A 23358-nucleotide genomic window follows, 5' to 3' on the forward strand; every position below is an offset into this window, starting at 1 on the left:
TCGGCAAGACCTCCTAAGGACCACCGTGCGCCGACTCGCCGCTGGGTTGCTCATCGTCCCGGCCCTGTTCCTGACCGCCTGCGGCAGCAGCTCCAAGGCCAAGTCCGACGACGCCGCCGCGCCGAAAGCGTCGGCGTCCGCCTCGGCCTCCGCCACTCCGGTGCCGGTGCCCACGGCCGTGGACTCCACCACCAACCTGCCGACCGTGACCGGCGCGTTCGGGACCACCCCCAAGGTGACCATCCCCAAGACGCAGCCGGACGGCACCTTCGTCGTGCACACCCTCAAGGAGGGCACCGGCGCGAAGATCACCAACACCGATGTCGCGGTCACCAACTTCTCGGTGGTGGACTGGAACAACGGCAAGGCGATCAACACCGCCTATGCCAAGGGCAGCGCGCCGCTGGTGCTCACCCTGGCCTCCGGCACGCTCCCCGCGCTCAGCAACGCCGTCCTCGGGCACACCGCGGGCAGCAGGGTCGAGGTGGTCGCCCCTCCCGGCGCCGCCACCGCGCAGATGGACCCGAGCAACCTGACCCAGATGGGCGCCACGGCGAAGGACACCCTGGTGTTCATCGTCGACATCACCAAGAAGGTCGGCGCCAAGGACGACATCACCGGTACCCAGGCCGCCTCCCCGGCCGGCATGCCGTCCGTGGTCGCCCCGGTCGGCAAGGCCGCGACCTTCACCATCCCGGACGCCGACCGCAAGCCGGCCAAGCTGCTCACCGCCGACCTGATCAAGGGCACCGGGCCCAAGGTGCTGTCCGGCCAGACCATCCTGGTGCAGTACACCGGCGCCAACCTCGCCGACGGCAAGGTCTTCGACTCGTCCTGGACCGACTCGGGCGTGATGGGCACGGTCATCGGCCAGGGCGCGGTCATCCCGGGCTGGGACCAGGGCCTGGTGGGCCAGACGGTCGGCAGCCGGGTGCTGCTCTCCATCCCGTCCGCGCTGGCCTACGGCGCGCAGGGTTCGCCCCCCACGATTCCGGCGAACGCGAACCTGGTCTTCGTCGTCGACATCCTCGGCGCGGCGTAACGTAGCGTCCTGAACTGTCCGGTGGCCGGGGCCTGACCGCCCCGGTCCCAACGAGGAGAAGCAACTGTGAGCATCGAGAAGCCGGAGATCGACTTTCCAGGTGGCGAGCCGCCGGCCGAGCTGCAGATCAGGGACATCTGGGTGGGTGAGGGCGCGGAGGCCGAGCCCGGCCAGAACGTCAGCGTCCACTACGTGGGCGTGGCCTTCAGCAGCGGCGAGGAGTTCGACGCCAGCTGGAACCGCGGCTCGGCGTTCACCTTCCCGCTCGGTGGCGGACGGGTCATCGCGGGCTGGGACCAGGGCGTCGCGGGGATGAAGGTCGGCGGTCGGCGCGAGCTGATCATCCCCCCGCACCTCGGCTACGGTGACCGCGGCGCCGGCGGCGCGATCAAGCCGGGCGAGACCCTGATCTTCGTGGTGGACCTGCTGGCGGTCTGACGCGCGACCGCGGCGCGGCCCCGCTCTACCACAGTCGTGGCAGGGCGGGGCCGCGCTTTTGCCGTCGGCCCCGGTACCGGTACGGTCGTGTCCGCCGGCCTCTTCCGTGGTCCCCATTCCGTGGTCGCGCGCAGGGAAGGGTGTGCGATGCCCATCGCCAAGTCCGAGCGTCTGATGAACCTCGCGCTCTGCCTGATGAACACCAAGCGACCGCTGAGCAAGCGTGAGCTGCGGGACTCCATCGAGGCCTACCGGGAAGCCGCGGACAGCGCCAGCGAGGACTCCTTCAACCGGATGTTCGAACGGGACAAGGACGACCTGCGCGAGCTCGGCCTGGTCATCGACGTGGACGAGAACGCTCTCGACGGCGAACAGGGCTACCTGGCCCGGCGCGACCGCAACCGGCTGCCGGAGATCTCCCTGGACGTGGAGGAGGCCGCCGCGCTGAGCCTGGCGGCCGGCGTCTGGCGGCAGGCCCGGCTGGCCGGGGCCGCCAGCGGTGCCCTGCACAAGCTGCGCGCCGCCGGGGTGCTGGTGGACCAGGGCGCGGAGGCGCACACCGCGCTGGAACCGCGGATCCCGGCCCGGGAGGCCGCCTTCGAGCCGCTGCTCGGCGCCGCCAGGGACCGCCGTCCGGCGACCTTCTCCTACCGCAAGTCCGGTGCGGCGCAGGCCGAGCCGCGCAGCGTCGAGCCCTGGGCGCTGGAGTGCTGGCACGGCCACTGGTACCTGGCCGGCTGGGACCGGGACCGCAAGGACGTCCGGGTGTTCCGGCTCAGCCGGATCGTCGGCCGGGTCAGGACCCGCGGCGACGCCTTCAGCGCCGAGGTCCCGGACCACGTCGACGTCCGGCAGCACGTCGCCCGCTTCGCCGGGGAGGGCGCGACCGCGACCGCCCGGATCCGGCTGCGCCGGGGCGCGGCCTTCCCGCTGCGCTCCAAGGCGCTGCAGTCCGAGCCGGTCGACGCGGACTGGGACGAGCTGGAGATCCCCTACGGCCACGGGCTGGCCGCCGACCTCAGCGAGTTCGGGGCGGACCTGCTGGTGGTCGGCCCGGCCGAGCTGCGCGCCGATCTGATCGCCCGGCTCGGCGCCGTCGCCGCCGCCGGTCCCGCCGGGGCCACCGCCAGTGAGGGAGCAGCAGCGCTGTGAGCAACGCCATCGACCAGACCCGCCGGATGCTGTCCCTGGTCACCTACCTGCGCGAGCGCCCCGGGGCCAGGGTCGCCGACGTGGCCCGCGCCTTCGGCATCACCGAGCGCGAGCTGACCGGCGACCTCGGCGTGCTGCCGATGTGCGGCACCAGCTTCCGCGGCGGCGACCTGCTCGACATCGACACCGACGGTGAGCGGATCTGGTGGCACAACGCCGACGACGTGGCCCAGCCGCTGCGGCTGTCCTCGGACGAGGCGATCTCGCTGCTGGTCGCCGCGCGCGCGGTGGCCGGGCTGCCGGGGCTGCGCGAGCGGGACCGGGCGGCGCTGACCCGCGCGGTGGTGAAACTGGAGGCGGCGGCCGGAGACGCGGCCGAGGGCAGCGCCCGGGTCGGTGTAACTTTCGAGGCCGAGGGCAGCGTCTTCGCGGACGTGGACCGGGCCATCACCGAGCGGCGGCGGCTCTGGCTGCGCTACTACTCCTCCGGCCGCGGCGAGATGACCGAGCGCGAGGTGGACCCGATCCGGCTGGTCACCGAGGGCCACACCTACCTGGAGGGCTGGTGCCGGCTGTCCGAGGACCGGCGGATCTTCCGGCTGGACCGGATCGCCGACATCGAGGTGCTGGACGTCCCCTCCGACCCGCCGCCGCTGGAGCTGCGCGACCTGTCCGAGGGCCTGGTCCGCCCGGCCGAGGACGACCCGCAGGTGGTGCTTGAGGTGGGCCCCGGCGGTCGCTGGGTCACCGAGTACTACGGCTACGAGGACGCCGTCGAACTGCCGGACGGCGGGCTGCGGATCACCCTCCGCACACCTGACCCCACCGGGCTGCTGCGGCTGGCGCTCCGGCTCGGCGCGGACGGCCGGATCACCGCCCCGGCCGAGCTGGCCGAGCTGGCCCGGTCCACCGCGGCGGACGCGCTGGCGCTGTACCGGGCGGCCGACCTGGCCGCGGCGGCCGAGGCCGGGCGCGGATGAACATGCCCACCCGGTTCCGGGCGTCCTGCCCGGACTGCCGTTCCACCTCCGAGCTGGGCGCCGAGGCCTTCCGGCTCGCGCTGGGCGCCAGCAGCGAGCGCACCTTCTACTCCTTCACCTGCCCGTCCTGCGGTGCCGCGGTGCGCAAGCGGGCGGGGGAGCGGATCGTCGAGGCGCTGTCCGGGGCCGGGGTCCGCACCATGCGGCTGCACCTGGGCCGCCAGGCCGGGATGGTGCAATAGCATGCGGGTCATGCACATGCCCTGGACCGTTCTGGCCGTGGTCGGCCTGTCCACCGCCGGGCTGCTGGTGCTCGGCTGGTGCGCGCTGCTGGTGTACCGGCAGGTGCTCGCGCTGTCCCGGGAGCTGGACGCCGGGGCGCTGCGGGTCGCCACCGCCGCGCGGAGCCTGGAGCAGGCCGCGGAGCCGGTCGCGCGCCGCGCCGGGGAGCTGCTGCCTGGACGTAGTTCTCCGTTCACCCAGGGTGGGCCGGGCCGCGCGTAGGATAAGAGCGGGGACCGACGTCCTCAAGTTCTGTGCACCCGCTCTGGACGCTTCTGCGGGGCAGATGCGTATCATCGGCGCAGAGACCACAACGAAGAGGGACAACCATGCTCGAGAACCGCGGACTTGAACTGATCATCCTGGCGGTCGTGCTGCTGCTGCTCTTTGGCTACAAGCGGCTCCCCGACTCCGCCCGCGCCCTCGGCAAGTCGCTGCGCATCCTCAAGTCCGAGGTCGGCGCGATGAAGTCGGACGGCAAGACTCCCGAGGGCAAGGCCGAGGCCGCCCCGGCCGAGCCGGTCGTCGCCCCCCGGACCATCCAGGCCGCCCCCGGCGAGTCCGCCAGCGCCCGCCCGGTCGCCGACACCGTCTCCCAGCCGCAGCCCACCAACCAGGCCTGAGCGACCGACCGGGCCTGAGCGCCAGCGGCGGCCCACCCCTCTCCATCCACCCACCTCGCAGGGACTGAAGCCGCACGGTGAGCGACAAGCCCAAGGAAAACGAGGGGCGCATGCCCCTCTCGGACCACCTCCGGGAACTGCGCAACCGGCTGCTGATCGCCGTCGCCGCGCTGCTGGTGGCGACCGTCGTCGGCTGGGTGATCCACAACTGGCTGATCGACCAGCTCACCGGCCCCGCCTGCGCGATCAAGGGGGTGCACGGGTACGGCGCGCAGACCGCGCAGTGCCCGAACGGGCTGCTGGTCAACACCGGTGTGCTCGCGCCGCTGTCGTTCAGCTTCAAGATCTCGATGATGGCCGGCCTGGTCCTGGCCAGCCCGGTGTGGACGTACCAGCTGTGGGCCTTCGTCGCCCCCGGTCTCTACAAGAAGGAGAAGAAGTACGGCCTCGGCTTCACCGCCGCCGCCGTGCCGCTCTTCCTGCTCGGTGCGTACCTCGCCTTCTGGATCTTCCCCAAGGCGCTGGGCATCCTGGTCAGCTTCAACCCGCCCGGCTTCTCCATCGCGTTCTCCGGCGCCGAGTTCCTGGACTTCTTCATCCGGATGGTGCTGGTCTTCGGCCTGTCGTTCGAGCTGCCGCTGCTGCTGGTGGCGCTGAACTTCCTCGGCATCCTCAGCGCCGCCAAGCTGCGCAGCTGGTGGCGCGGGATCATCTTCCTGATCTTCGTGTTCTCGGCGATCGCCACGCCCACCGGCGACCCGCTCACCATGAGCGTGCTGGCCGTCCCGATCTGCCTGCTGTTCCTGCTCGCGCTCGCGGTCTGCACGATGAACGACCGGGCCAAGGCCCGGCGCCGCGCCAACGACCCGGACAGCCTGCTCGGCGACGACGAGGCCTCCTCGCTGGACCTCACCCCCTCGGAGTTCTCGGTGGAGGGCGTGACGCCCGATCCGGTGTCCGCCGAGGAGTTCGCCCACGCCGAGCCGATGGTCTACCACCCCGACGAGGAGTCGGCGGGCGTCCCCTCGGCCCGGGGCGAGCAGATGGACGACATCACCTGACGGCCGGTCCGGCTCCCGGCGGGGCGCGCCCCGCCGGGAAAATCACTGGGTCAAGTGTCGGTCCGGGCGGGTAGCCTCTGCTGGAGATGCAGATCCACGATGACCACGACCGAGGCACCGCCAACCGCGCTCCCGTGCGCCCGACCCGGGAGGAAGGTGCCGCGATGACCTCCGCAGCTCCTGATGACCCCGCAGCTGCCCCGCTCGACGACGAGGAGCCGAGCCCCGAGGACCTCAGCCCCGCCGAGCGCTACGCCGCCTCCCGGCGCCTGGCCAAGGAGCAGGCCACCGCCCTGTTCGCGTTCCGTGAGCTGTACGACTTCCCGCTGGATGGCTTCCAGATCGAGGCCTGCGCGGCGCTGGAGGCCGGCTCCGGCGTGCTGGTGGCCGCGCCGACCGGCTCCGGCAAGACCATCGTCGGCGAGTTCGCGGTGCACCTGGCCCTGACCGAGGGCCGCAAGTGCTTCTACACCACGCCGATCAAGGCGCTGTCCAACCAGAAGTTCGCCGACCTGGTGAAGCGCTACGGCGCGGACAAGGTCGGCCTGCTGACCGGCGACAACACGGTCAACAGCGAGGCCCCGGTGGTGGTGATGACCACCGAGGTGCTGCGCAACATGCTCTACGCGGGCTCGCAGACCCTGAACGGCCTCGGCTACGTGGTCATGGACGAGGTGCACTACCTGGCCGACCGCTTCCGCGGCGCGGTCTGGGAGGAAGTGATCATCCACCTCCCCGAGTCGGTCACCCTGGTCTCGCTGTCGGCGACGGTCTCCAACGCCGAGGAGTTCGGCGACTGGCTGGACACCGTCCGCGGCGGCACCAAGGTCATCGTCTCCGAGCACCGCCCGGTCCCGCTGTGGCAGCACGTGCTGGCCGGTCACAAGATGTACGACCTGTTCACCACGCGGGTGGCGGAGGAGCGCGCCTCCGGGCGCAAGCGCGAGGGCGGCGGCCAGCGCGGCGGCGAGGCCGACGTCAACCCGGAGCTGGTCCGGCTGGCCCGCTCCGAGCAGGACCGCAGGGGCGCGGGCCGGGACCGGTTCGAGAAGCGCGGCCGTGGCCGCAGCATGCCGACCGGCCGTCCGGGCCGCGCCTACACCCCCAGCCGGGCCGAGGTGATCGGCCGTCTTGACGACGAGGGGCTGCTGCCCGCGATCACCTTCATCTTCAGCCGGGCCGGCTGCGAGGCCGCGGTGCAGCAGTGCCTGCACTCCGGGCTGCGGCTGAACAACGACAAGGAGCGGGCCCAGGTCCGCGCCCTGGTCGAGTCCCGCACCGCCAGCATCCCGGACGAGGACCTGCACGTTCTCGGCTACTACGAGTGGGTGGACGCGCTGGAGCGCGGCGTCGCCGCGCACCACGCCGGGATGCTGCCGACCTTCAAGGAGGTCGTCGAGGAGCTGTTCCTGCGCGGCCTGGTCAAGGCGGTCTTCGCGACCGAGACGCTGGCGCTGGGCATCAACATGCCGGCCCGCTCGGTGGTGATGGAGAAGCTGGTCAAGTGGAACGGCGAGACCCATGCCGACGTCACTCCCGGCGAGTACACCCAGCTCACCGGGCGCGCCGGGCGGCGCGGCATCGACGTCGAGGGCCACGCGGTGGTGCTCTGGCAGCCCAACCTGGATCCGGCCGCGCTGGCCGGCCTGGCCGGGACCAGGACCTATCCGCTGCGGTCCTCCTTCAAGCCGTCCTACAACATGGCCGTCAACCTGGTCCAGCAGTTCGGCCGGCACAAGTCCCGTGAGCTGCTGGAGACCTCGTTCGCGCAGTTCCAGGCCGACCGCTCGGTGGTCGGCATCGCCCGGCAGGTGCAGCGCAACGAGGAGGGTCTGGAGGGCTACCGCGAGGCGATCAGCTGCCACCTCGGCGACTTCGAGGAGTACTCCGGGCTGCGCCGCGCGCTCAAGGACCGGGAGAACCAGCTGGCCCGCGAGGGCGCCAACCAGCGCCGGGCCAGCGCGGCGGACTCGCTGGAGAAACTGAAGCCGGGGGACGTGATCCACGTCCCGACCGGCCGCTTCGCCGGTCTGGCGCTGGTGCTGGACCCGGGCATCCCGGCGGTCGGCCGACACGGCAGCCGACACGACCGGCAGGACCACAGCGAGGGCCCGCGCCCGGTGGTACTCACCGCCGAACGGCAGGTCAAGCGGCTGGCGATGATCGACTTCCCGGTCCCGGTGGCGGCGATCGAGCGGGTCCGCATCCCGCGCAGCTTCAACCCGCGCAGCCCGCAGTCCCGGCGCGACCTGGCCTCGGCGCTGCGCAGCAAGGCCGGGCACATCGAGCCGGAGCGGCTGCGCCGGGGCCGGGCCGCGGGGGCCGACGACCCGGAGATCACCCGGTTGCGCGCCGCGCTGCGGCAGCACCCCTGCCACGGCTGCGACGAGCGCGAGGACCACGCCCGCTGGGCCGAGCGCTACGAGCGGCTGCACCGCGACACCCAGCAGCTGGAACGCCGGATGCAGTCCCGCACCCACACCATCGCCCGCACCTTCGACCGGGTCTGTGCGCTGCTGACCGACCTCGGCTACCTGCGCGCCGACACGGTCACCGACGACGGCCGCAGGCTCGCCCGGCTCTACGGCGAGCTGGACCTGCTGGCCTCGGAGTGCCTCCGCGAGGAGGTCTGGGAGGGCCTCACCCCGGCCGAGCTGGCGGCCTGCGCCTCGGCCCTGGTGTACGAGTCGCGCCGGGCCGACGACGAGAGCGGCACGCCCAAGCTGCCGGACGGCGCGGCCCGGGAGGCGCTGGGCGAGATGGTCCGGCTCTGGGGCCACCTGGACGCCCTGGAGGAGCAGCACAAGCTCTCCACCGAGGACAACGTCGGCCAGCGCGAGCCCGACCTCGGCTTCGCCTGGACCGCCTACCGCTGGGCCTCCGGCAACGCGCTGGACGCGGTGCTCCGCGAGGCGGACATGCCGGCCGGCGACTTCGTCCGCTGGACCCGTCAGCTGATCGACGTCCTCGGCCAGATCGCCAACGCGGCTCCGGAAGGCGGCACGGTGCGGGCCACCGCCCGCAAGGCGGTGGACGGGATCCGGCGCGGGATCATCGCGTACTCCTCGGTCGGCTGAAAAGACGCGATATAGCGTGTTGACGTCACGACTGTCGCGTCTCTATACTCGGTCACGGATAGTCGGAACCGAGGAGGCGTGATGAGCAGGCGGAAGATGAGCAATCCGCTCGCCCTGGCCGTCCTCGCGACCGTCCGGGAACAGCCGCGCCATCCGTACGAGATCGCCCAAGTGCTCCGCGCCCGCGGCAAGGAGCACAGCATCAAGATCAATTACGGTTCGCTCTACACCGTGGTGCAGAGCCTGGAGCGGCACGGCTTCATCGAGGCCTCGGGCACCGAGCGCGACGGCCGCAGGCCCGAGCGCACGGTCTACCGGGTCACCGAATCCGGCGCGGTGGAGCTGCGCGAGTGGCTCTCCGAGCTGATCGGCACCCCGGTCAAGGAGTACCCGCGGTTCGAGGCCGCGCTCTCGCTCATGGCAGTGCTGCCGCCGGACGAGGTCCGGCAGCTGCTCGAACAGCGGGTCGCGGCCCTCGACGGCCTGCTCGCCGAGCAGCGCGGCACGCTCGCCGAGTACGGCCGACTGCTGCCCCGGGTCTTCCTGATCGAGACCGAGTACAGCGCCGCGATGCTCGCCACCGAGGCGGAGTGGACCCGGCAGCTGGTGAAGGACATGGCCGACGGCTCGCTCACCGGCCTGGACGGCTGGCGGCAGTACCACGCCACCGGCCGGGCCCCCGAGGAGTGGTCGACCCTGCAGGACCAGCGGATCGAGGAGCAGAACAGCTGAACTGAGCAGAAAGGCCCCGCCCCGGTGCGGCAAACACCGGGCGGGGCCGGGAACCTCGGCACCGACCTGCGGCAAACAGGGCTCGGCAGCTACGAGGAACACGCACCCTCATCGTAGCCCGGGTCCCCGTCGTGGATCGGCCGCCGCACACGCGACCAGTGATCGACGCACGAAGGGACACCCCGTCATGAACAGCCCCGCCCCGCCCGTGACCCGGGCCGGCCGCACCACCGCGACACCCGCCGTCCAGACCCTTGACCTGGTGAAGACCTACCAGGTCAAGGGCCGCGACGAGCCGGTCCGCGCGCTCGACGGGCTCAGCATCACCGTCGAGCCCGGCATCGTCTTCGGGCTGCTCGGCCCCAACGGCGCCGGGAAGTCCACCACCGTCAAGATCCTCACCACCCTGGCCGCCGCCGACAGCGGCCGGGCCGCCGTGGCCGGCCTCGACGTGACCGCGGAACCGGCCCGGGTGCGCCGCGCCATCGGCGTGGTCGCCCAGCGCTCCGGCGCCGACCCGGTCGCCACCGGCCGGGAGAACCTGCTGCTGCAGGGCCGCCTCTACGGCATGCGCGGCGCCGAGCTGGGCCGCAGGGCCGATCAGCTGCTCAGCCGCTTCGACCTCACCGACGCCGCGAAGCGCCAGGTCAAGACCTACTCGGGCGGCATGCAGCGGCGGTTGGACGTGGCCCTCGGGCTGGTCCACCGTCCGCAGGTGCTGTTCCTGGACGAGCCGACCACCGGGCTCGACCCGGAGGCCCGTACCGCCATGTGGGAGGAGATCTCCCGGCTGGCCGGGGACGAGGGGCTGACCATCCTGCTCACCACGCACTACCTGGAGGAGGCCGACAAGCTCGCCGCCAGGCTGGCCATCGTCGACCGCGGCCGGATCGTGGCGGAAGGCACCCCGGACGAGCTCAAGGGCGAACTGCACGGCGACGCCGTCCACGTCGAGCTGGTCCGCGCCCCTGAGACCGACGCCCTCGACGTCTACCAGTCGCTGGGCCGGGTGCCCGGCGTCCGCGACATCACCGTGGACGGCCGCCGGGTCAGCGCCCGCGCGGACGACGGCGCCGCCGCCGTGCCCGCGCTGCTGGCCGCGCTGGACCAGGCGGGCAGCCCGGTCGCCGCGGTCACCGTCGCCCGCCCGTCCCTGGACGACGTCTACCTCCGCTATGCCGGACGCAGCTTCGCCGACGCCGAAGGAGCCACCCGATGAGCACCGTCAACACGGCCCCGCCGGTGCCGTCCCCGTCCCCGGTTCCCGCCGCGGCCCGGACCCCGCTCCCGGCGCGCGCGGCCGAGGCCGTCGCGCAGACCTGGTACATGACGCAGCGCCAGTTCATGGCCTTCGCCCGGCAGCCCGCGTACCTGATCATCACTCTGATCCAGCCGGTGATCTGGCTGTTCCTGTTCGGGGCGCTGTTCCGCCGGGTGGTCGAGCTGCCCGGCTTCGGCGGCGGCTCCTACCTCGACTACCTGGTCCCCGGCGTGATCGTGATGAGCGCGGTCTCCGCCAACATGTGGGCCGGGATGGGCACCCTGGAGGAGATCGAGCGCGGCACGCTGAACCGCTTCCTGGTCACCCCGGTCCGCCGCAGCGCGCTGATGAACGCCAATGTGGTGGCCCAGTCGGTCACCACCGCGCTGCAGTCGGTGATCATCATCCTGCTGGGCTGGGCCGGCGGCGCGCACTACCCCGGCGGCTTCCCCGGGCTGCTGATCCTGGTGCTGGTCTCCTCGGCGCTGGGCACGATCTTCGGGGCCTTCTCCAACGCGCTGGGGATGCTGGTCCGCGAACGCGAGTCGATCATCGGCATCAACACCTTCCTGCTGCTGCCGCTGACCTTCCTCTCGTCCGCCTTCATGCCGTCCGGCCTGATGCCGCACTGGATGCAGGTGGTGGCCCGGTTCAACCCGGTCAACTGGGCCCTGGAGACCGGGCGCGCGGCGATGGCCGCGCACCCGGACTGGTGGTCGGTGCTCAGCCACGGCGGCTGGACCCTGCTGCTCGCGGCGTTCGCGGTCTGGCTCTCGCTGCGGACCTTCCGCTCCTACCAGAAGTCCGTCTGACCCGACCGCCTTGGTCCGATCGTCGCCCTGACGGTCCGTCCGCCGGTGCCTCCGCCGCTCTCAGCGACCGGCGGAGGCACTGGCGTTGACGTCGTTGCTGTTGCTGCTGCCGCTGCTGGTCAGGGTGCCGTCGACGATGTTGCCGGCCAGGCCGAGCACCAGGAACAGCACCACCAGGCCCTTGCCGAGACCGCTGAGCAGCAGCGGCCGGGTCGCCGACACCGGCGGCTGCGGGTCGAACGCCGACTCGTCGCCGAACAGCCGCTTGGGATAGGCCGAGGTGAGCAGCAGCATGTAGGCGTTGACCCGCATGACGAAGCGGAGCACCGCCGCGGTCGCCTCGAACAGCGGGCGCGGCATCCGGCCCAGCACCAGCACGATCAGCCAGATGAAGAACGCCGCCACGTACCAGCCGGTGATCAGCAGGCTGTGCACGATCGCCGCCGGGATCACCAGCAGCAGCCGGAAGAACACCGCGATCCGGTTCAGCGCGCCCGGCCGGACCTCGACCCGGACCGGGTAGTCCGGCGGCGGCTGCAGCGCGAACGGCGGATAGCGGTCCACCAGCAGCATCGCGCTGGCGCCCACCCGGGTCTCGTAGCCGAGGAAGGCGCTCAGGTACTCGGCGGCGAAGTCCGGCAGCCGTCCGAGGAACAGGGCGCCGAACCAGCCGATCACCACGACCACCAGCGCCGCGATCCCCAGCAGCCACAGCGCGATGAACTGGGGGACCAGCAGCAGCCAGCGCAGCAGCACGGTGAGCCGCCGTTGCTGGGCCGGCTCGGTGACGTCCAGGGCCGGCAGCCATTCCGCCGGCGCCGTCGGGGGAACCGTGTTCGCCCAGCCGGTCTGCGCCATCCGCCCTGCTCCGTTCAGCCGTCCGACCCCCACTCAGGTCCAGCCTGGCAGCGGCGCCCTGGGCCCGCGCGCCGGGACGCCCGGGTTGACCCGGTCGAGCTACCGGCGGCCCCCGCGGTCGGTCCGACCGGCCGTACCCGACCCCCGTCGTGGTCCGGTGCGGGCGGGGCTGCGAAGCTTGGCGGTGTGGACGAGATGAAGCGGTTCCGCGCGGCCGTCGTCGCCTGGGCGGCGGGCGGTCCCGAGGCGGGGGCCGCCGCCGCGACCGCGGGCGAGCTGGCCGCGGCCGTCGGCCTGCGGGCGGTGGTCCTGGTCGAGGGGGCCAGCGACGTGGCCGCGATCGAGGCGCTCGCGCTGCGCCGGTCCCGTGACCTCGACGCCGAGGGCGTCGCGGTGGTGCCGCTGGGCGGGGCCACCAGCATCGGGCGGTTCCTCGGCCTGGTCGGCCCGCAGGGCCTGGACGTCCCGGTGGCGGGCCTCTGCGACGCGGGGGAGGAGGGCTACTTCCGGCGCAGCCTGGAGCGGGCCGGACTGGGCGCCGACCTCAGCAGGGACGGGATGGAGTCGCTCGGCTTCTACGTCTGCGTGGCGGACCTGGAGCAGGAGCTGATCCGCGCGCTCGGCGTCGCCGGGGTGGAGCAGGTGGTCGAGGCGCAGGGCGACCTGCGGTCGTTCCGCACCTTCCAGAAGCAGCCCGCCCAGCGCGGACGGACGGTGGAACAGCAGCTCAAGCGGTTTATGGGGACGCTGAGCGGTCGCAAGATCCACTACGCGCAGGCGCTGGTCGACGGCCTGGACCTGGCCCGGGTGCCACGACCGCTGGACCGCCTGCTGGCCCACGTCCACCCGGCCCGGCTCTGAAGCCGGGGCCGTCGGCTCAGGGACGGTCCTCGCGCTGGTCACGGTCCTCGTGGTGGTCCTCGTGGTCCGGACGGTTCCGGTCGTGGCCGGGCCGGTCCCAGTCCGGGTCGTCCCAGCGCGGGTCCTCCCACCAGTCGTCGTCGCGGTCCCGGCTGTTGGCGAAGATCGCCGCGCAGGGCGGGATCACCATGGCCACCACGCACATGCCGACCGCCGCGCCGATCGAGTAGAAGCGCACCACTCCCCACGCCAGGACGAACAGTCCTACGCAGACGCTCATCATGACGAAGTACCTGACATGGCGCCGGTGTGCCTGCACCTTTCCAGGCTACGGCTCCGGGCTACGGCCGGTCGAGGTACTCGCCGGCGAGGCGCTTGGGCGCGCGCAGCAGCCAGGCCTCGACGATCAGCTCCTTGAGCTCGGCGACCCCGATCCGCTCCAGCAGGACCAGGATCGCCGGGTATCCGTCGAAGTGCGGGACGGTGAAGAAGACCTCGCCGTCCTCGGCGAGCAGAGCCGCCTTCGCCCCCTCGTCGGCGACCCGCACGGCCAGGATCGGACCGTCCGGCGCCGCGTCGCCCAGGGCCTCCCGATCGGTCCCGCGGAGCGGACGCTCCCAGGCGAAGCTCTTGTCCTTGACCCACCACATGGCGCTCCCGCGCGAGGGGCGCTCTCCCGTCCCGGGAAGCGCCAGCGCGATCCGCCGTACGTCGTTCCACGTCGCCACGCTCGCCAGGGTACGCCCGGCGGGCCCGTCCCGGGCCGTTGAAACCCTGGACAACGGGCAGGTCCTGGTCCAGGCTTCCACCTCATGATCGCACCGCCGCCCGGCACCGCCGTGGATGCCCGCCTGCTCGACGAGATCGCCGCGGTGGCCGCGGAGATCGCCCTGGTTCTGCACCGGTGCGACCGTCCTGACCTGCGGATACCCGGCGCGCTGTGGTCGGTCGGCGAGGCCGCCGCGCACCTGGCGCTGGCGAACGAGCTGATGGCCGACCTCGCCGCGGGCCGCGAGCGCCGCTACGGCGACGGGACCCCGGGCAGCCTCGCCGCGGCCAACGAGGAGTCGCTGGCCGCCTACCCCGAACGCGATCCGACGGTGCTGGCCGAGGCGGTCGTCCGGCACACCCGGGCCTTCGCCGAGGCCGCCGCGAGCCGCCCGGCGGCCGAGCCGCTGCTGAGCCCGCTCGGGCCGATGGACCTGGGCACGCTGGCCTGCTACCTGCTCACCCACATGCTCGGCCACGGCTACGACCTGGCTCGGGCGACCGGGCAGCGGCACATGGTCACCGGTGAGCGGGTCGAGCTGGCGCTGCCGTTCCTCACCGCCGCGATGCCCCGGATCCTAGACTCCCGGGCCGCCGCGGGCCATCGGGCCGGATACGCGATCGGGCTGCGCGGCGGACCGCGCTTCGGGGTGGTCTTCGCCGACGGCGCGGTCACCGTGACCGCGGACCCGCCGCCGCGGCCGGACTGCACCATCGTCTGCGAGCCGGTGGGATTCTTCCTGATGGCGCTGGGACGCCGGGGCCCGTGGTCCGCGCTGGCCCGGGGCGCCGTCCTCGCCTACGGCCGTCGGCCCTGGCTCGCGCCCCGGTTCACCGGGTACTTCACCGCGCCCTGAGCGCCGTGCCCTGAAGCCCGCGGTGAGCGGCCCGCGGTGGGGCGGCCTGGGGTGGGCGGCTCAAGGCCCGGGAGTCACCAGCCGTTCTGCCACTCGTCGACGTCGATGCTGGTGGTGTCGAGCAGCGCGCCGCGGCGGTGCCGGGCGGCGTCCGGGGTGACGGCTGCGGTCAGCGCCAGCTCCCTGGCCTCGTGCGGCCGGGCGACGTCCACGACCCAGATCTGACGTCCGCGCACCAGTTCCGTGCCGGTGTCTCGTACTGTCGCGATGGTGACGTTCCACTGGGACATCGGACTCTCCGTTCCGTCGACCCGGCACAGCGCCCGCGCCCGGCGGACCGCCTTTGGTCTACACCACTTTGTGGTGTAGACCACTCTAGGCACACTCCGGTCGTCAGGGAATATTCCGTTCCCCATTTGTGACTACCGGCGACTGAGGGGGTCCGGGCGGGTCAGCGGGGTCCGGTCAGGAGGGTCCGGTCAGGCGTCCGTGACGTCCTGGAGCAGCCCGTGCACGAAGCAGGCGCGACGGTGGCGCAGACCGCCCTGGCCGTCGGGGACGCCGAAGCGGCTGATCCAGCGGCTGGGCGCGTCCTCGGGCAGATGCCGGACCTCGGGGAACAACCGCTCCAGGTCGCTGACCACATACGCCCAGGGCGCCGGATCGGCGCCAGGGGCCACCGGTGGCGGGCTCGTCTCCGGCGCGCGGACCAGCCACTCCTGCCAAACGCCGCGGTCCGGGCCCTCCACCGCCTCGAAGCGCAGCTCCGGCCACAGCGGCAGGACCCAGTGGTGCAGACGGCAGACCAGGTCGCCGCTGCGCTGCTCGCGGACCGACTCCTGCGGACCGAGCACCGCCCTGAGCCGGGCCACCCCGCGCGGCGCGGACCGCGACCGGACGAAGCGCTGCCAGTCCGCGTTGACCTGCCGCATGTCGCCGACCGAGAACCCCATCCCGCCGCGCGCGTGCTCGACCAGCACCGGCTGGAAGTCGGCCATCCGCCGCAGCAGCACCAGTTGGAATTCCTCGACCCCGAACGTTCCTGTCACCGCGTCAGGGTCTCACGGGCCACTGACAGGCCCGGCCCACTGAGGCTTAAGCCTCCTCCAAGCGGAAGCCGACCTTCAGGCCGACCTGGAACTGGTCCACCGCCCCGTCGGTGATGCTGCCGCGCACCTGGGTCACCTCGAACCAGTCCAGGCCGCGCAGGGTCTGCGACGCCCGGCTGATCCCGTTGCGGATCGCGGCTTCGACGCTCTCGCCGGAGGTCCCGACGATCTCGGTGACCCGGTATGTCCGGTCGCTCATGGCGAGCTCCATTCCTGGGCTGCTGCTGGGGTTTTCCTGCTCCCTCCACCCTGACGCACCGCCCGGCTCCGCGCACCACGGGCGGGCTCAGCCCTGTGCTGGGGAATCAGCCCCCTGCACCGCGATCAGCCCTGCGCCGGTGCGGGTACCGGCACCCGCACCGGCAGGGCCCGTCCGGCCCGTACCGCCCAGGCGAAGACCGCCAGCGACACCGCGGCGACGGCGATCGAGTCGTACGGCGCGGGCAGGTGGCCGGAGCCCTTGAACGAGCCGAGCCAGGACAACAGGGTCAGCACCAGCAGGTACGCCACCAGCCAGGCGCCGCGCAGCAGCTCCGCGCGCAGCGAGGGCTCCTCGCGGTGCTCGGGCCGCAGCAGCAGGAAGATCGGCAGGCCGATCAGCACCAGTGGCAGCGCCAGCCGCAGATCGTGCCAGCCGGACCAGTACACGAACTCGCCGGCCACCACGAAGCTGATCGGGGCGATCCAGGCCAGCCCGGGGATCCACCCGCGCAGCCGCCCGTCCGGACGCCCGCGGAAGACGGCCACGGCGACCGCGGAGGCGGCGTAGATCAGCAGATACATGTCGCCCATCACGCTGACGATCTGCTGCCAGCCGCTGAACGGCAGCAGGAAGACGACGATCACGGCGAGGTTGAGCAGCAGCGCCCGCTGCGGGACCCCGTCGCGTCCGCTGACCCGCATGAAGAAGCGCGGCAGGGTGCCGTTCTTCGCCAGTGCGTAGGTGTGCCGGGCGTCGATCGCGACGCCGACGTAGGCGGAGCCGCCGGGCGAGACCACCGCGTCCACGTAGAGCAGGCTGGACACCCACTGCAGGTTGAGGATCAGCGCGAGCTGGCCGAACGGCGAGTCGAAGTCCACCCCGGACCAGCCGTGGCCGAGCAGCCGCTCCGGGACGGTATAGAGGAAGGCCAGTTGCAGCGCCAGGTAGAGCAGCAGGGCCAGGCCGATCCCGGCCAGCACCGAACCCGGCATGGTGCGGCGCGGGTTGCGGGCCTCGCCGGAGAAGTCCAGCGGGGCCTGGAAGCCGTTGAGCGAGTAGACGATGCCGCCCGCGGCCAGCGCGCTGAGCGCCGCCGTGTATCCGTAGGGCGCGAACCCGCCGTGGGCCGCGGCGGTCAGTCGGCCGGAGTGGAAGCCCGAGGCCAGCAGCGCGACCACGGTGAGCACCGGCACCACGATCTTGAAGACCGACACCAGGTTGTTGAGCCGGGCGAAAAGCTTGACGGCGAACCAGTTCAGCGCGGTGAGCACGGCGCTGAGCGCCAGGGCCACCGCCACGCCCCGGGCGGTCAGGCCGCCGTCCTGGTAGAGCCACGGCAGGTAGTGCCCGGCGTACTGCATGATGGCGCTGATCTCGGCGGCGGTGCCACCGACCGACAGCAGCGTGGACCAGCCGATCAGCGTCCCCACCAGGCGTCCGCTGGCGAACAGCGGCCAGCGGACGGTCCCGCCGCCCTCCGGCCGGGACACCCCGAGCTCCACCATCACCAGCGCGACCAGCGAACACAGCACCCCGGCGCCGAGCCAGGCCAGCAGCGACGCGGGACCGGCGGTCTGCGCCGCGTACATCGCGGCGAACAGCCAGCCCGAGCCGACGATGTTGGAGAAGCCGATCGCGGTGAGCCCCCAGAACCCCAGGTCGCGCCGGAGTCTGCGTTCCTCGGTGGCTACGGAGGAGAGGTTTTGACTATCCGTCATCAGTTGTCGGCTGCGGGTTCGACCAGGGCAACGGCCTCGTCGGCCAGGCCCTCCAGGAAGTCGGCGTGCGGCACGAAGAAGAGGGTCCCGGTGACCGCGGTGGAGAAGTCGAGGATCCGGTCGTGGCTGACCGGCCCGTCACCGAGGAACATGTGCCGCAGCATCTCCTCGGTGACGTCGGGAGTGCGCGCGTAGCCGATGAAGTAGGTGCCGAACTCGCCTTTGCCGGGGCTGCCGAACGGCATGTTGTCGCGGAGGATCTGCCGCTGCTCGCCGTCCGGGCCGGTGATGGTGTTGAGGACGACGTGCGAGCCGGGGGTGTCGGTCTCGATGTTGCTCAGCTTGCGGCGGCCGATGATCTGCTCCTGCTGTTCGACGGTCAGTTGGTTCCACGCGTCGACGTCGTGCAGGTACTTCTGCACGATCACATAGGAGCCCCCGGCGAAGCCCTGGTCCTCGGCGCCGATCAGGACGGCGTCGGCGGCGGCCGGGCCGGTCGGGTTCTCCGTGCCGTCGACGAAGCCGAGCAGGTCGCGCTGGTCGAGGTAGGTGAAGCCGGAGACCTCGTCGGCGACGGCGACCGAGCCGCGCAGCCGGGTCATGATCTCGGCCCCGAGTGCGAAGCAGAGGTCCTGCCGACTGGCCCGGAGGTGGAACAGCAGGTCGCCCGGGGTGGCCGGGGCGTGGTGGCGGGCGCCGCGCAGCTCGGGGAAGGGGTGCAGCTGCGCCGGGCGCGGACCGTCCACCAGCCGGTCCCAGGCGGCGCTGCCGATCCCGGCGACCACGCTGAGCTTTCCGTCCGGGTGGCCGAAACCGACCGACCGCTGGAGCCCGGCGAGGTCCGCGAGCAGTTCCCTGACCACCGGCTCGCCGCCGGTGTCGACGGTGAGGACGAGGAACAGCGAGGCGGTCGTGGTCGGACCGAGCACGGACTGCGGCGTGGGCATGCGCACCATCCTGACACGCGAGTCGGGAACGGGCCCGAGGGCGCGCAGGCCTCCGGCAGGGGTTCCTTGGCAGGGGCTCCTTGGCGGGGCTCTTTGGCGGTGTCGATTGCACAAACTATTGACCGAGCGCATGGTCAGTTATAGCTTTCGCGACAGCCGCCGGGAAGCCCCGCGGCAGTCGACAGGAGGCCGAAATGAACGATCAGACGGAACCGGGGAACGACTCGTCAGACCTGTCCGCCCCTTCCGACCTGTCCGCCCTGTCCGCCGACGAGCGGATCCTGGTGCAGGCGCGGGCCCAGGCCCTCGGCCGTAGGAACTTCCTGGTGGCTGCCGGGCTGACCACGGTCGGCGTGGTGTGGGCCGCCAGCAGCGGCACCGGCCAGGTCGCCCGCGCGGCGACGCCCCGCGCGGTCACGGACCCGTGCACCTCACCGACCCCGACTCCCACCGGCGGGACCGGGGCCGGGACCTTCGTGGTGCCGCTGGACAGCGTGCCGCACACCCGCACCTGGATGGCCTGGCCGGACAGCAAGGCCATCTACAGCGGCCAACTGGCAGGCCTGCAGGCGAATATCGCGCTGATCGCGAACACCATCGCCAGGTACGAGCCGGTGTTCATCCTGGCGAACTCGGCGAGCGCCGCCGCCGCGCGGAAGGCGTGCACCGCGTCCGGCGTGACCGTGATCAGCACGATCCCGGTGGACGACTGCTGGATGCGTGACTCGGGCCCGGTGTTCCGCGCGAACGGCGCGGGCGGCCTGGACACGGTGGGGCTGAACTTCAACGGCTGGGGCAACCACCAGACCCACGCGAACGACGCGCTGGTGGCGTCGCGGGTGGCGGCCTACCTGGGGCTGCCGTTCACGGCCGCGGGCCTGGTCAGCGAGGGTGGCGCGATCGAGGCCGACGGCGTGGGCACGCTGATGGCGACGAAGTCCAGCATCATCGACCCGAAACGCAACCCGGGCATGACGCAGGCTCAGTTGGAGGCCGCGATGTGCGCGGCGTACGGGGCGTCGAAGGTGATCTGGTTCACCGGGATCTCGGGGCAGGACATCACCAACGACCATGTCGACGCGACGTCGCGGTTCCTCGGCACCGGGACGGGCCTGGTGCAGACGCCCAACCCGGCCGACCCGGCGGACATCTGGTCGAACGACGAGAACCAGCAGTACGGCGTGCTGTCGACGGCGACCACCGCGCTGGGCGGCGCCATCAGCGTGACCAAGCTGCAGGCGCCGGACTACAACAAGATCCGGGCGACGAGCGTGGACTTCGTCGACTCCTACGCCAACTACTACGTGTGCAACGGTGCGGTGATCTCGGCGCAGTTCGGCGACAAGACCGCGGACGCGAACGCGAAGGCAGTGCTGACCCGGCTGTTCCCCGGCCGCACGATCGAGCAGCTGAACATCGACAACCTGGGCAACCAGGGCGGCGGCATCCACTGCGTCACCCAGCCGCAACCGGTGCCGTAGTCGCTGTCGCCGTCGCTGTCCATGTCGCAGGCGGATCGGGCCGTCGGGGCCGTCGAGTCCTCGGCCCGGTGCGTCCGGTCCGCCCGCTCCGCTAGATACAGAACGTCGGCTGCGCCGCTGCTCCTTGTCCGCTGTGGAGCTGTCGCCGCCCCGGTGCCCGCCCGTAGCTTCGGGCTCCATCCCCGGTCGAGAGGCGGAACCCCCGGTGAACTGGCTCATCCATGACTACCGCGAGGACGATCTTGCTGCGGTCGTCCATCTGATCGACTCCACCGCCGATCTCGGCCAGGAGTCGGTGTTCTCCCTCGCCGAGTGCATCGGCGCGCTCACCTCGCGGCAGCCGGGCGTCGTCGCCGTCAGCGACGGACAGCCTATCGGCGCCGCACTGGCCTGCCTGGCGGGTGACCGCGCCTGGGTGATGCGGATCGCCATCGCCCCCGCCTGGCGCGGGCGCGGCCTGGCGAGCGCGCTGCTGCGGGAGTTGGAACGTCGGCTGGTCGCCGCGCGGGTCCGCAGGATCGCCTATGTGCTGCCCGAGGAGGAACTGCTGGAGGAAGGGCTGCGCAACGCCGGCTACGCCCGGCGGCCCGCGGTCGCCTACTTCGAGAAGACGGAGCCTGCGGGGGCCTCCGCCACGGCGTCGCTGGACGAGTTGGGCGGGCAACTGCTGCCCGGCGACCTGTGGGGCAAGGTCGCGGGCATGGAGGCGGAGAAGGACGTCATCGAGCGGCGCATCGTGCGACCGCTCGCAGAACCCGAGCGCGCCGCCCGGCACGGCGTCCGTCCGCCCCGCGCTATCACCCTGTTCGGGCCGCCCGGCACCGGCAAGACCACCTTCGCCAGAGCCGTCGCCTCCAGGCTCGGCTGGCCCTTCGTCGAGCTGCTGCCCTCCCGGCTGGCCGACGAGGGCAACCTCGCCGCTGCGCTGCGCACCGCCTTCGCCCGGGTGGGGGAGTTGGAGCGGGTACTGGTCTTCATCGACGAGGTCGAGGAGATCGCCCCGGTGCGCTCGCTGCCCGCGCAGGCGGGGACGGCGGGGGCGCACGGGACGGCGGGGATGCACGGGATGCCAGGGACGACGCACGGCGTCACCAATGAGCTGCTCAAACTCATTCCCCGGTTCCGGGAGGGGGAGGAGCGGCTGCTGGTGTGCGCCACCAACTCGATCCGCTCGCTGGACCCGGCGTTCCTGCGCCCGGGGCGGTTCGACTGCCTGATCCCGATCGGCACCCCGGACGCGGCGGCCCGCTCGGCCATCTGGTCCCGGTACGCGGCACTGCGCCCCGACGTCGACCTGGACGCGCTGGTCGCCGCGAGCGAGCTGCTGACCCCGGCCGACATCGAGCACGTGGCCCGCAGCGCGGCCCAGGCCGCGTTCGAACGCGACCTGGCCGCCGACCCGGGCAGTGGCAGCACCCCGGCGGGCGCGGGGACCGCGGACTACCTCGACGCCCTGGGACGGTGCCGCCCCACGGTCACCCCGGCCATGGTCGAGGAGTTCACCGCGGACATCACCGCCCACGCCCGCCTGTGACCCGGGCGGACCGGAGCACTCCGCGCTACTCGTCCGGCTCCCAGGCACGGAGCAGGTCGAAAACCCGTCCGTCGCCGTCGATGTGGAGCGAGTCCATCGGGACGCGGTCGTAGAAGAAGAGGACCAGTTCATGGGCTGTGCCCCGGACGGAGGCATCGGCTGCGTCCGGGCCCTCGCCGGTGGCGGGCGTGGCTGCTGGCGTGGGGAGACGGCTGGCCCGCGCGCCGTCGGCGGAGAGCGAGAGGCGCCAGGAAAGGCCCTCGACGGCATGGAAGTCGAGGGTCGCGGGCTTGTGCGGCCAGGCGGCCGTCGTCGCGCAGCAGGTGGACAGGAACTCCGCGACACCGTCGCGTGCCACCTCGTCCGGCAGCGGCTGCGGGGCGCCCAGGGTGAGTTGGGCGTCGTAGGTGTGCACCGCGATCTCCTGGAGCTGGTGCCGGGCGACGGCACCGCAGGTCCGCGGCGACTGCGAGCTACCCCACCAGGTCCAGCAGCCGCGGTCCGGCCCGGCCTCCCGCAGCGCGTCCAGCAGTTCCTGTGTCGAGGCGGCCAACCAGGCCAGCAGCGCCGCGCGCTCCCGGGGCGCGGCCGGCGCCCCCTCCGCGGTGGACTTGACCGCGGCGTCGGGCCCCGCGGCGATGGTGGCAGCCCAGGCACGACGCCCTACGCCCAGATGCTGCACCAGCTCGAACAGCGTCCACTCGGGGCAGCTCGGCACCTGCACATCAAGGCTGGGCGCAGCGGCGACCGCAGCCCGGAAGGCAGTTGCCCGCTCGTCGATCAGCCGCAGCAGGTCGGGGAATTCCAGATTCTCTCGCACGCCGACTGTGTATCACCGTGCCTCGGCCGACGGCCAGCGATTTTGTGCTGCGGCATCCGGTGCTGCACCGATCCAGGTCAGTCGGCGTGACGGAGGTCGGTGACGAGGCGGAAGCGTTCCAGAACCGTCAACGTCGTGTCGTCCACGGTGAAATCGGGCTCCGCCAACGCCGCACGCATCTCCTCGCTGTGCCAGAATCGCTCGTGCCCCGCCCGCCACTCAGCGACGCCGGCGTGCCCTTCCCCCTCGTCGACCACATGGGCGAGATCCACCTGTGCCAGCGGGACGACGCGCACGCCGGTCACCTCGATGACCGCCACCGGACGGTCCTGCGAGTCGATGACCACCGAACGGTCCCCGACCTCCGGCAGGGCTTCGCCCTCGTGCTCGTAGTCGACGACGAGCCCCGTCGTGGAGGTCTTGGAACCGTCGAGGATCGCCGCGACGAGGCGGTCACGCAGCGGGCCCGGGAAAGCGAACTCGGCTCTGGGCAGAGAGGCGTGGTCTGCGGATGAGGAGGAGTCAGTCGTCGTCATGCGGTCACCGTAACGACCACTCCAGCTCAAGCGCGCGCCTTTTTGTCAGAGGTAGTAGAGGCGGCTGAGCGAGACCGAGTCGGTGGGGGTGGATTCCAGCGGTTCGCCGTCGAGGGTGACGAGGCCGGTGGTGGGGTTGACGTCGATGGTGCCGGTGCGGTGGTTGTGGATCATGTTGTGGGGGCCGATGGTGCGGGTGTTGTGGAC

Annotated in this window: 26 protein-coding genes; 16 read left to right on the forward strand and 10 right to left on the reverse strand. The window is 72.2% G+C overall.

What is annotated here, in order from left to right; translation table 11 throughout:
• Positions 1–25 precede the first annotated feature (25 nt).
• From ACEZDE_RS31875 to ACEZDE_RS31930, 12 genes are all read left to right on the forward strand, one after another.
• Positions 26–1042, forward strand: coding sequence for an FKBP-type peptidyl-prolyl cis-trans isomerase (locus ACEZDE_RS31875; RefSeq protein ID WP_380543973.1), 1017 nt, complete (start codon positions 26–28; stop codon positions 1040–1042).
• A gap of 66 nt (positions 1043–1108) precedes the next feature.
• Complete coding sequence (locus ACEZDE_RS31880) at positions 1109–1480, forward strand: FKBP-type peptidyl-prolyl cis-trans isomerase (RefSeq protein ID WP_380543976.1); 372 nt, start codon at positions 1109–1111, stop codon at positions 1478–1480.
• Between the two features lie 147 nt (positions 1481–1627).
• Positions 1628–2632 carry a helix-turn-helix transcriptional regulator gene (locus ACEZDE_RS31885; RefSeq protein ID WP_380543979.1) on the forward strand — a complete coding sequence of 335 codons (1005 nt, stop codon included), beginning with the start codon at positions 1628–1630 and terminating at the stop codon, positions 2630–2632.
• A 26-nt stretch (positions 2633–2658) separates the two neighbouring features.
• Positions 2659–3612, forward strand: a complete 954-nt coding sequence (locus ACEZDE_RS31890) for a helix-turn-helix transcriptional regulator (protein ID WP_380544046.1) — start codon at positions 2659–2661, stop codon at positions 3610–3612.
• Positions 3609–3854 carry a hypothetical protein gene (locus ACEZDE_RS31895; RefSeq protein WP_380543981.1) on the forward strand — a complete coding sequence of 82 codons (246 nt, stop codon included), beginning with the start codon at positions 3609–3611 and terminating at the stop codon, positions 3852–3854. The genes ACEZDE_RS31890 and ACEZDE_RS31895 overlap by 4 nt, the downstream gene beginning before the upstream one ends.
• A gap of 10 nt (positions 3855–3864) precedes the next feature.
• Positions 3865–4116: a hypothetical protein gene (locus ACEZDE_RS31900; RefSeq protein WP_380543984.1), complete on the forward strand. Its 252-nt coding sequence runs from the start codon at positions 3865–3867 to the stop codon at positions 4114–4116.
• Positions 4117–4223: 107 nt separating this feature from the next.
• Positions 4224–4517 carry a Sec-independent protein translocase subunit TatA gene (tatA, locus tag ACEZDE_RS31905; protein ID WP_380543987.1) on the forward strand — a complete coding sequence of 98 codons (294 nt, stop codon included), beginning with the start codon at positions 4224–4226 and terminating at the stop codon, positions 4515–4517.
• Between the two features lie 110 nt (positions 4518–4627).
• Positions 4628–5578, forward strand: coding sequence for a twin-arginine translocase subunit TatC (tatC, locus tag ACEZDE_RS31910; protein WP_380543990.1), 951 nt, complete (start codon positions 4628–4630; stop codon positions 5576–5578).
• A gap of 164 nt (positions 5579–5742) precedes the next feature.
• A complete protein-coding gene (locus ACEZDE_RS31915) occupies positions 5743–8655 on the forward strand; it encodes a DEAD/DEAH box helicase (protein ID WP_380543993.1) in 2913 nt (970 codons plus the stop codon).
• 81 nt (positions 8656–8736) lie between these two features.
• Positions 8737–9387 carry a PadR family transcriptional regulator gene (locus ACEZDE_RS31920; RefSeq protein WP_380543996.1) on the forward strand — a complete coding sequence of 217 codons (651 nt, stop codon included), beginning with the start codon at positions 8737–8739 and terminating at the stop codon, positions 9385–9387.
• A 187-nt stretch (positions 9388–9574) separates the two neighbouring features.
• Positions 9575–10606 (forward strand): ATP-binding cassette domain-containing protein, encoded by a 1032-nt coding sequence (locus tag ACEZDE_RS31925; RefSeq protein ID WP_380543999.1) that lies wholly within the window; start codon positions 9575–9577, stop codon positions 10604–10606.
• 107 nt (positions 10607–10713) lie between these two features.
• On the forward strand, positions 10714–11460 hold the full coding sequence (locus tag ACEZDE_RS31930) for an ABC transporter permease (protein WP_380544049.1): 747 nt from the start codon (positions 10714–10716) through the stop codon (positions 11458–11460).
• 60 nt (positions 11461–11520) lie between these two features.
• Here ACEZDE_RS31930 and ACEZDE_RS31935 read toward each other — a convergent pair whose 3' ends face one another.
• Positions 11521–12318 (reverse strand): DUF4389 domain-containing protein, encoded by a 798-nt coding sequence (locus ACEZDE_RS31935; RefSeq protein ID WP_380544002.1) that lies wholly within the window; start codon positions 12316–12318, stop codon positions 11521–11523.
• Positions 12319–12504: 186 nt separating this feature from the next.
• On the opposite strand from ACEZDE_RS31935, the gene ACEZDE_RS31940 reads away from it, so the two are divergent.
• Positions 12505–13179 (forward strand): TOPRIM nucleotidyl transferase/hydrolase domain-containing protein, encoded by a 675-nt coding sequence (locus ACEZDE_RS31940; protein WP_380544005.1) that lies wholly within the window; start codon positions 12505–12507, stop codon positions 13177–13179.
• Positions 13180–13195: 16 nt separating this feature from the next.
• On the opposite strand, the gene ACEZDE_RS31945 is transcribed toward ACEZDE_RS31940, so the two are convergent.
• Positions 13196–13498 carry a DUF3099 domain-containing protein gene (locus ACEZDE_RS31945; RefSeq protein WP_380544008.1) on the reverse strand — a complete coding sequence of 101 codons (303 nt, stop codon included), beginning with the start codon at positions 13496–13498 and terminating at the stop codon, positions 13196–13198.
• A gap of 22 nt (positions 13499–13520) precedes the next feature.
• A complete protein-coding gene (locus ACEZDE_RS31950) occupies positions 13521–13907 on the reverse strand; it encodes an MmcQ/YjbR family DNA-binding protein (RefSeq protein WP_380544011.1) in 387 nt (128 codons plus the stop codon).
• 84 nt (positions 13908–13991) lie between these two features.
• Here ACEZDE_RS31950 and ACEZDE_RS31955 point away from each other — a divergent pair, with 84 nt between their 5' ends.
• A complete protein-coding gene (locus ACEZDE_RS31955; RefSeq protein WP_380544014.1) occupies positions 13992–14804 on the forward strand; it encodes a maleylpyruvate isomerase family mycothiol-dependent enzyme in 813 nt (270 codons plus the stop codon).
• Positions 14805–14878: 74 nt separating this feature from the next.
• On the opposite strand, the gene ACEZDE_RS31960 is transcribed toward ACEZDE_RS31955, so the two are convergent.
• From ACEZDE_RS31960 to ACEZDE_RS31980, 5 genes are all read right to left on the reverse strand, one after another.
• Positions 14879–15094, reverse strand: coding sequence for a hypothetical protein (locus tag ACEZDE_RS31960; RefSeq protein WP_380544017.1), 216 nt, complete (start codon positions 15092–15094; stop codon positions 14879–14881).
• A 189-nt stretch (positions 15095–15283) separates the two neighbouring features.
• Entirely contained in the window at positions 15284–15853 is a 570-nt protein-coding gene (locus ACEZDE_RS31965) for a hypothetical protein (protein WP_380544020.1), read from the reverse strand.
• A gap of 46 nt (positions 15854–15899) precedes the next feature.
• Positions 15900–16112, reverse strand: a complete 213-nt coding sequence (locus ACEZDE_RS31970) for a dodecin (protein ID WP_380544023.1) — start codon at positions 16110–16112, stop codon at positions 15900–15902.
• Positions 16113–16237: 125 nt separating this feature from the next.
• Entirely contained in the window at positions 16238–17833 is a 1596-nt protein-coding gene (locus tag ACEZDE_RS31975; RefSeq protein ID WP_380544026.1) for an APC family permease, read from the reverse strand.
• Positions 17833–18789 (reverse strand): Dyp-type peroxidase, encoded by a 957-nt coding sequence (locus tag ACEZDE_RS31980; RefSeq protein WP_380544029.1) that lies wholly within the window; start codon positions 18787–18789, stop codon positions 17833–17835. The genes ACEZDE_RS31975 and ACEZDE_RS31980 overlap by 1 nt, the downstream gene beginning before the upstream one ends.
• A gap of 185 nt (positions 18790–18974) precedes the next feature.
• On the opposite strand from ACEZDE_RS31980, the gene ACEZDE_RS31985 reads away from it, so the two are divergent.
• Both ACEZDE_RS31985 and ACEZDE_RS31990 read left to right on the forward strand, forming a co-directional pair.
• Positions 18975–20261: an agmatine deiminase family protein gene (locus ACEZDE_RS31985; RefSeq protein ID WP_380544032.1), complete on the forward strand. Its 1287-nt coding sequence runs from the start codon at positions 18975–18977 to the stop codon at positions 20259–20261.
• A 205-nt stretch (positions 20262–20466) separates the two neighbouring features.
• Positions 20467–21795: an ATP-binding protein gene (locus ACEZDE_RS31990; protein ID WP_380544034.1), complete on the forward strand. Its 1329-nt coding sequence runs from the start codon at positions 20467–20469 to the stop codon at positions 21793–21795.
• A gap of 25 nt (positions 21796–21820) precedes the next feature.
• On the opposite strand, the gene ACEZDE_RS31995 is transcribed toward ACEZDE_RS31990, so the two are convergent.
• Together ACEZDE_RS31995 and ACEZDE_RS32000 are read right to left on the reverse strand one after the other, a co-directional pair.
• The gene (locus ACEZDE_RS31995) at positions 21821–22615 is read right to left on the reverse strand and encodes a maleylpyruvate isomerase family mycothiol-dependent enzyme (RefSeq protein ID WP_380544037.1); all 795 of its coding nucleotides are present in this window, start codon (positions 22613–22615) and stop codon (positions 21821–21823) included.
• A gap of 77 nt (positions 22616–22692) precedes the next feature.
• Positions 22693–23151 (reverse strand): ASCH domain-containing protein, encoded by a 459-nt coding sequence (locus ACEZDE_RS32000; protein WP_380544040.1) that lies wholly within the window; start codon positions 23149–23151, stop codon positions 22693–22695.
• Positions 23152–23358: the final 207 nt, after the last annotated feature.

Origin of the sequence: Streptacidiphilus cavernicola, from assembly GCF_042510955.1 — a bacterium.
Taxonomy (GTDB): Bacteria; Actinomycetota; Actinomycetes; order Streptomycetales; family Streptomycetaceae; genus Streptacidiphilus; species Streptacidiphilus cavernicola.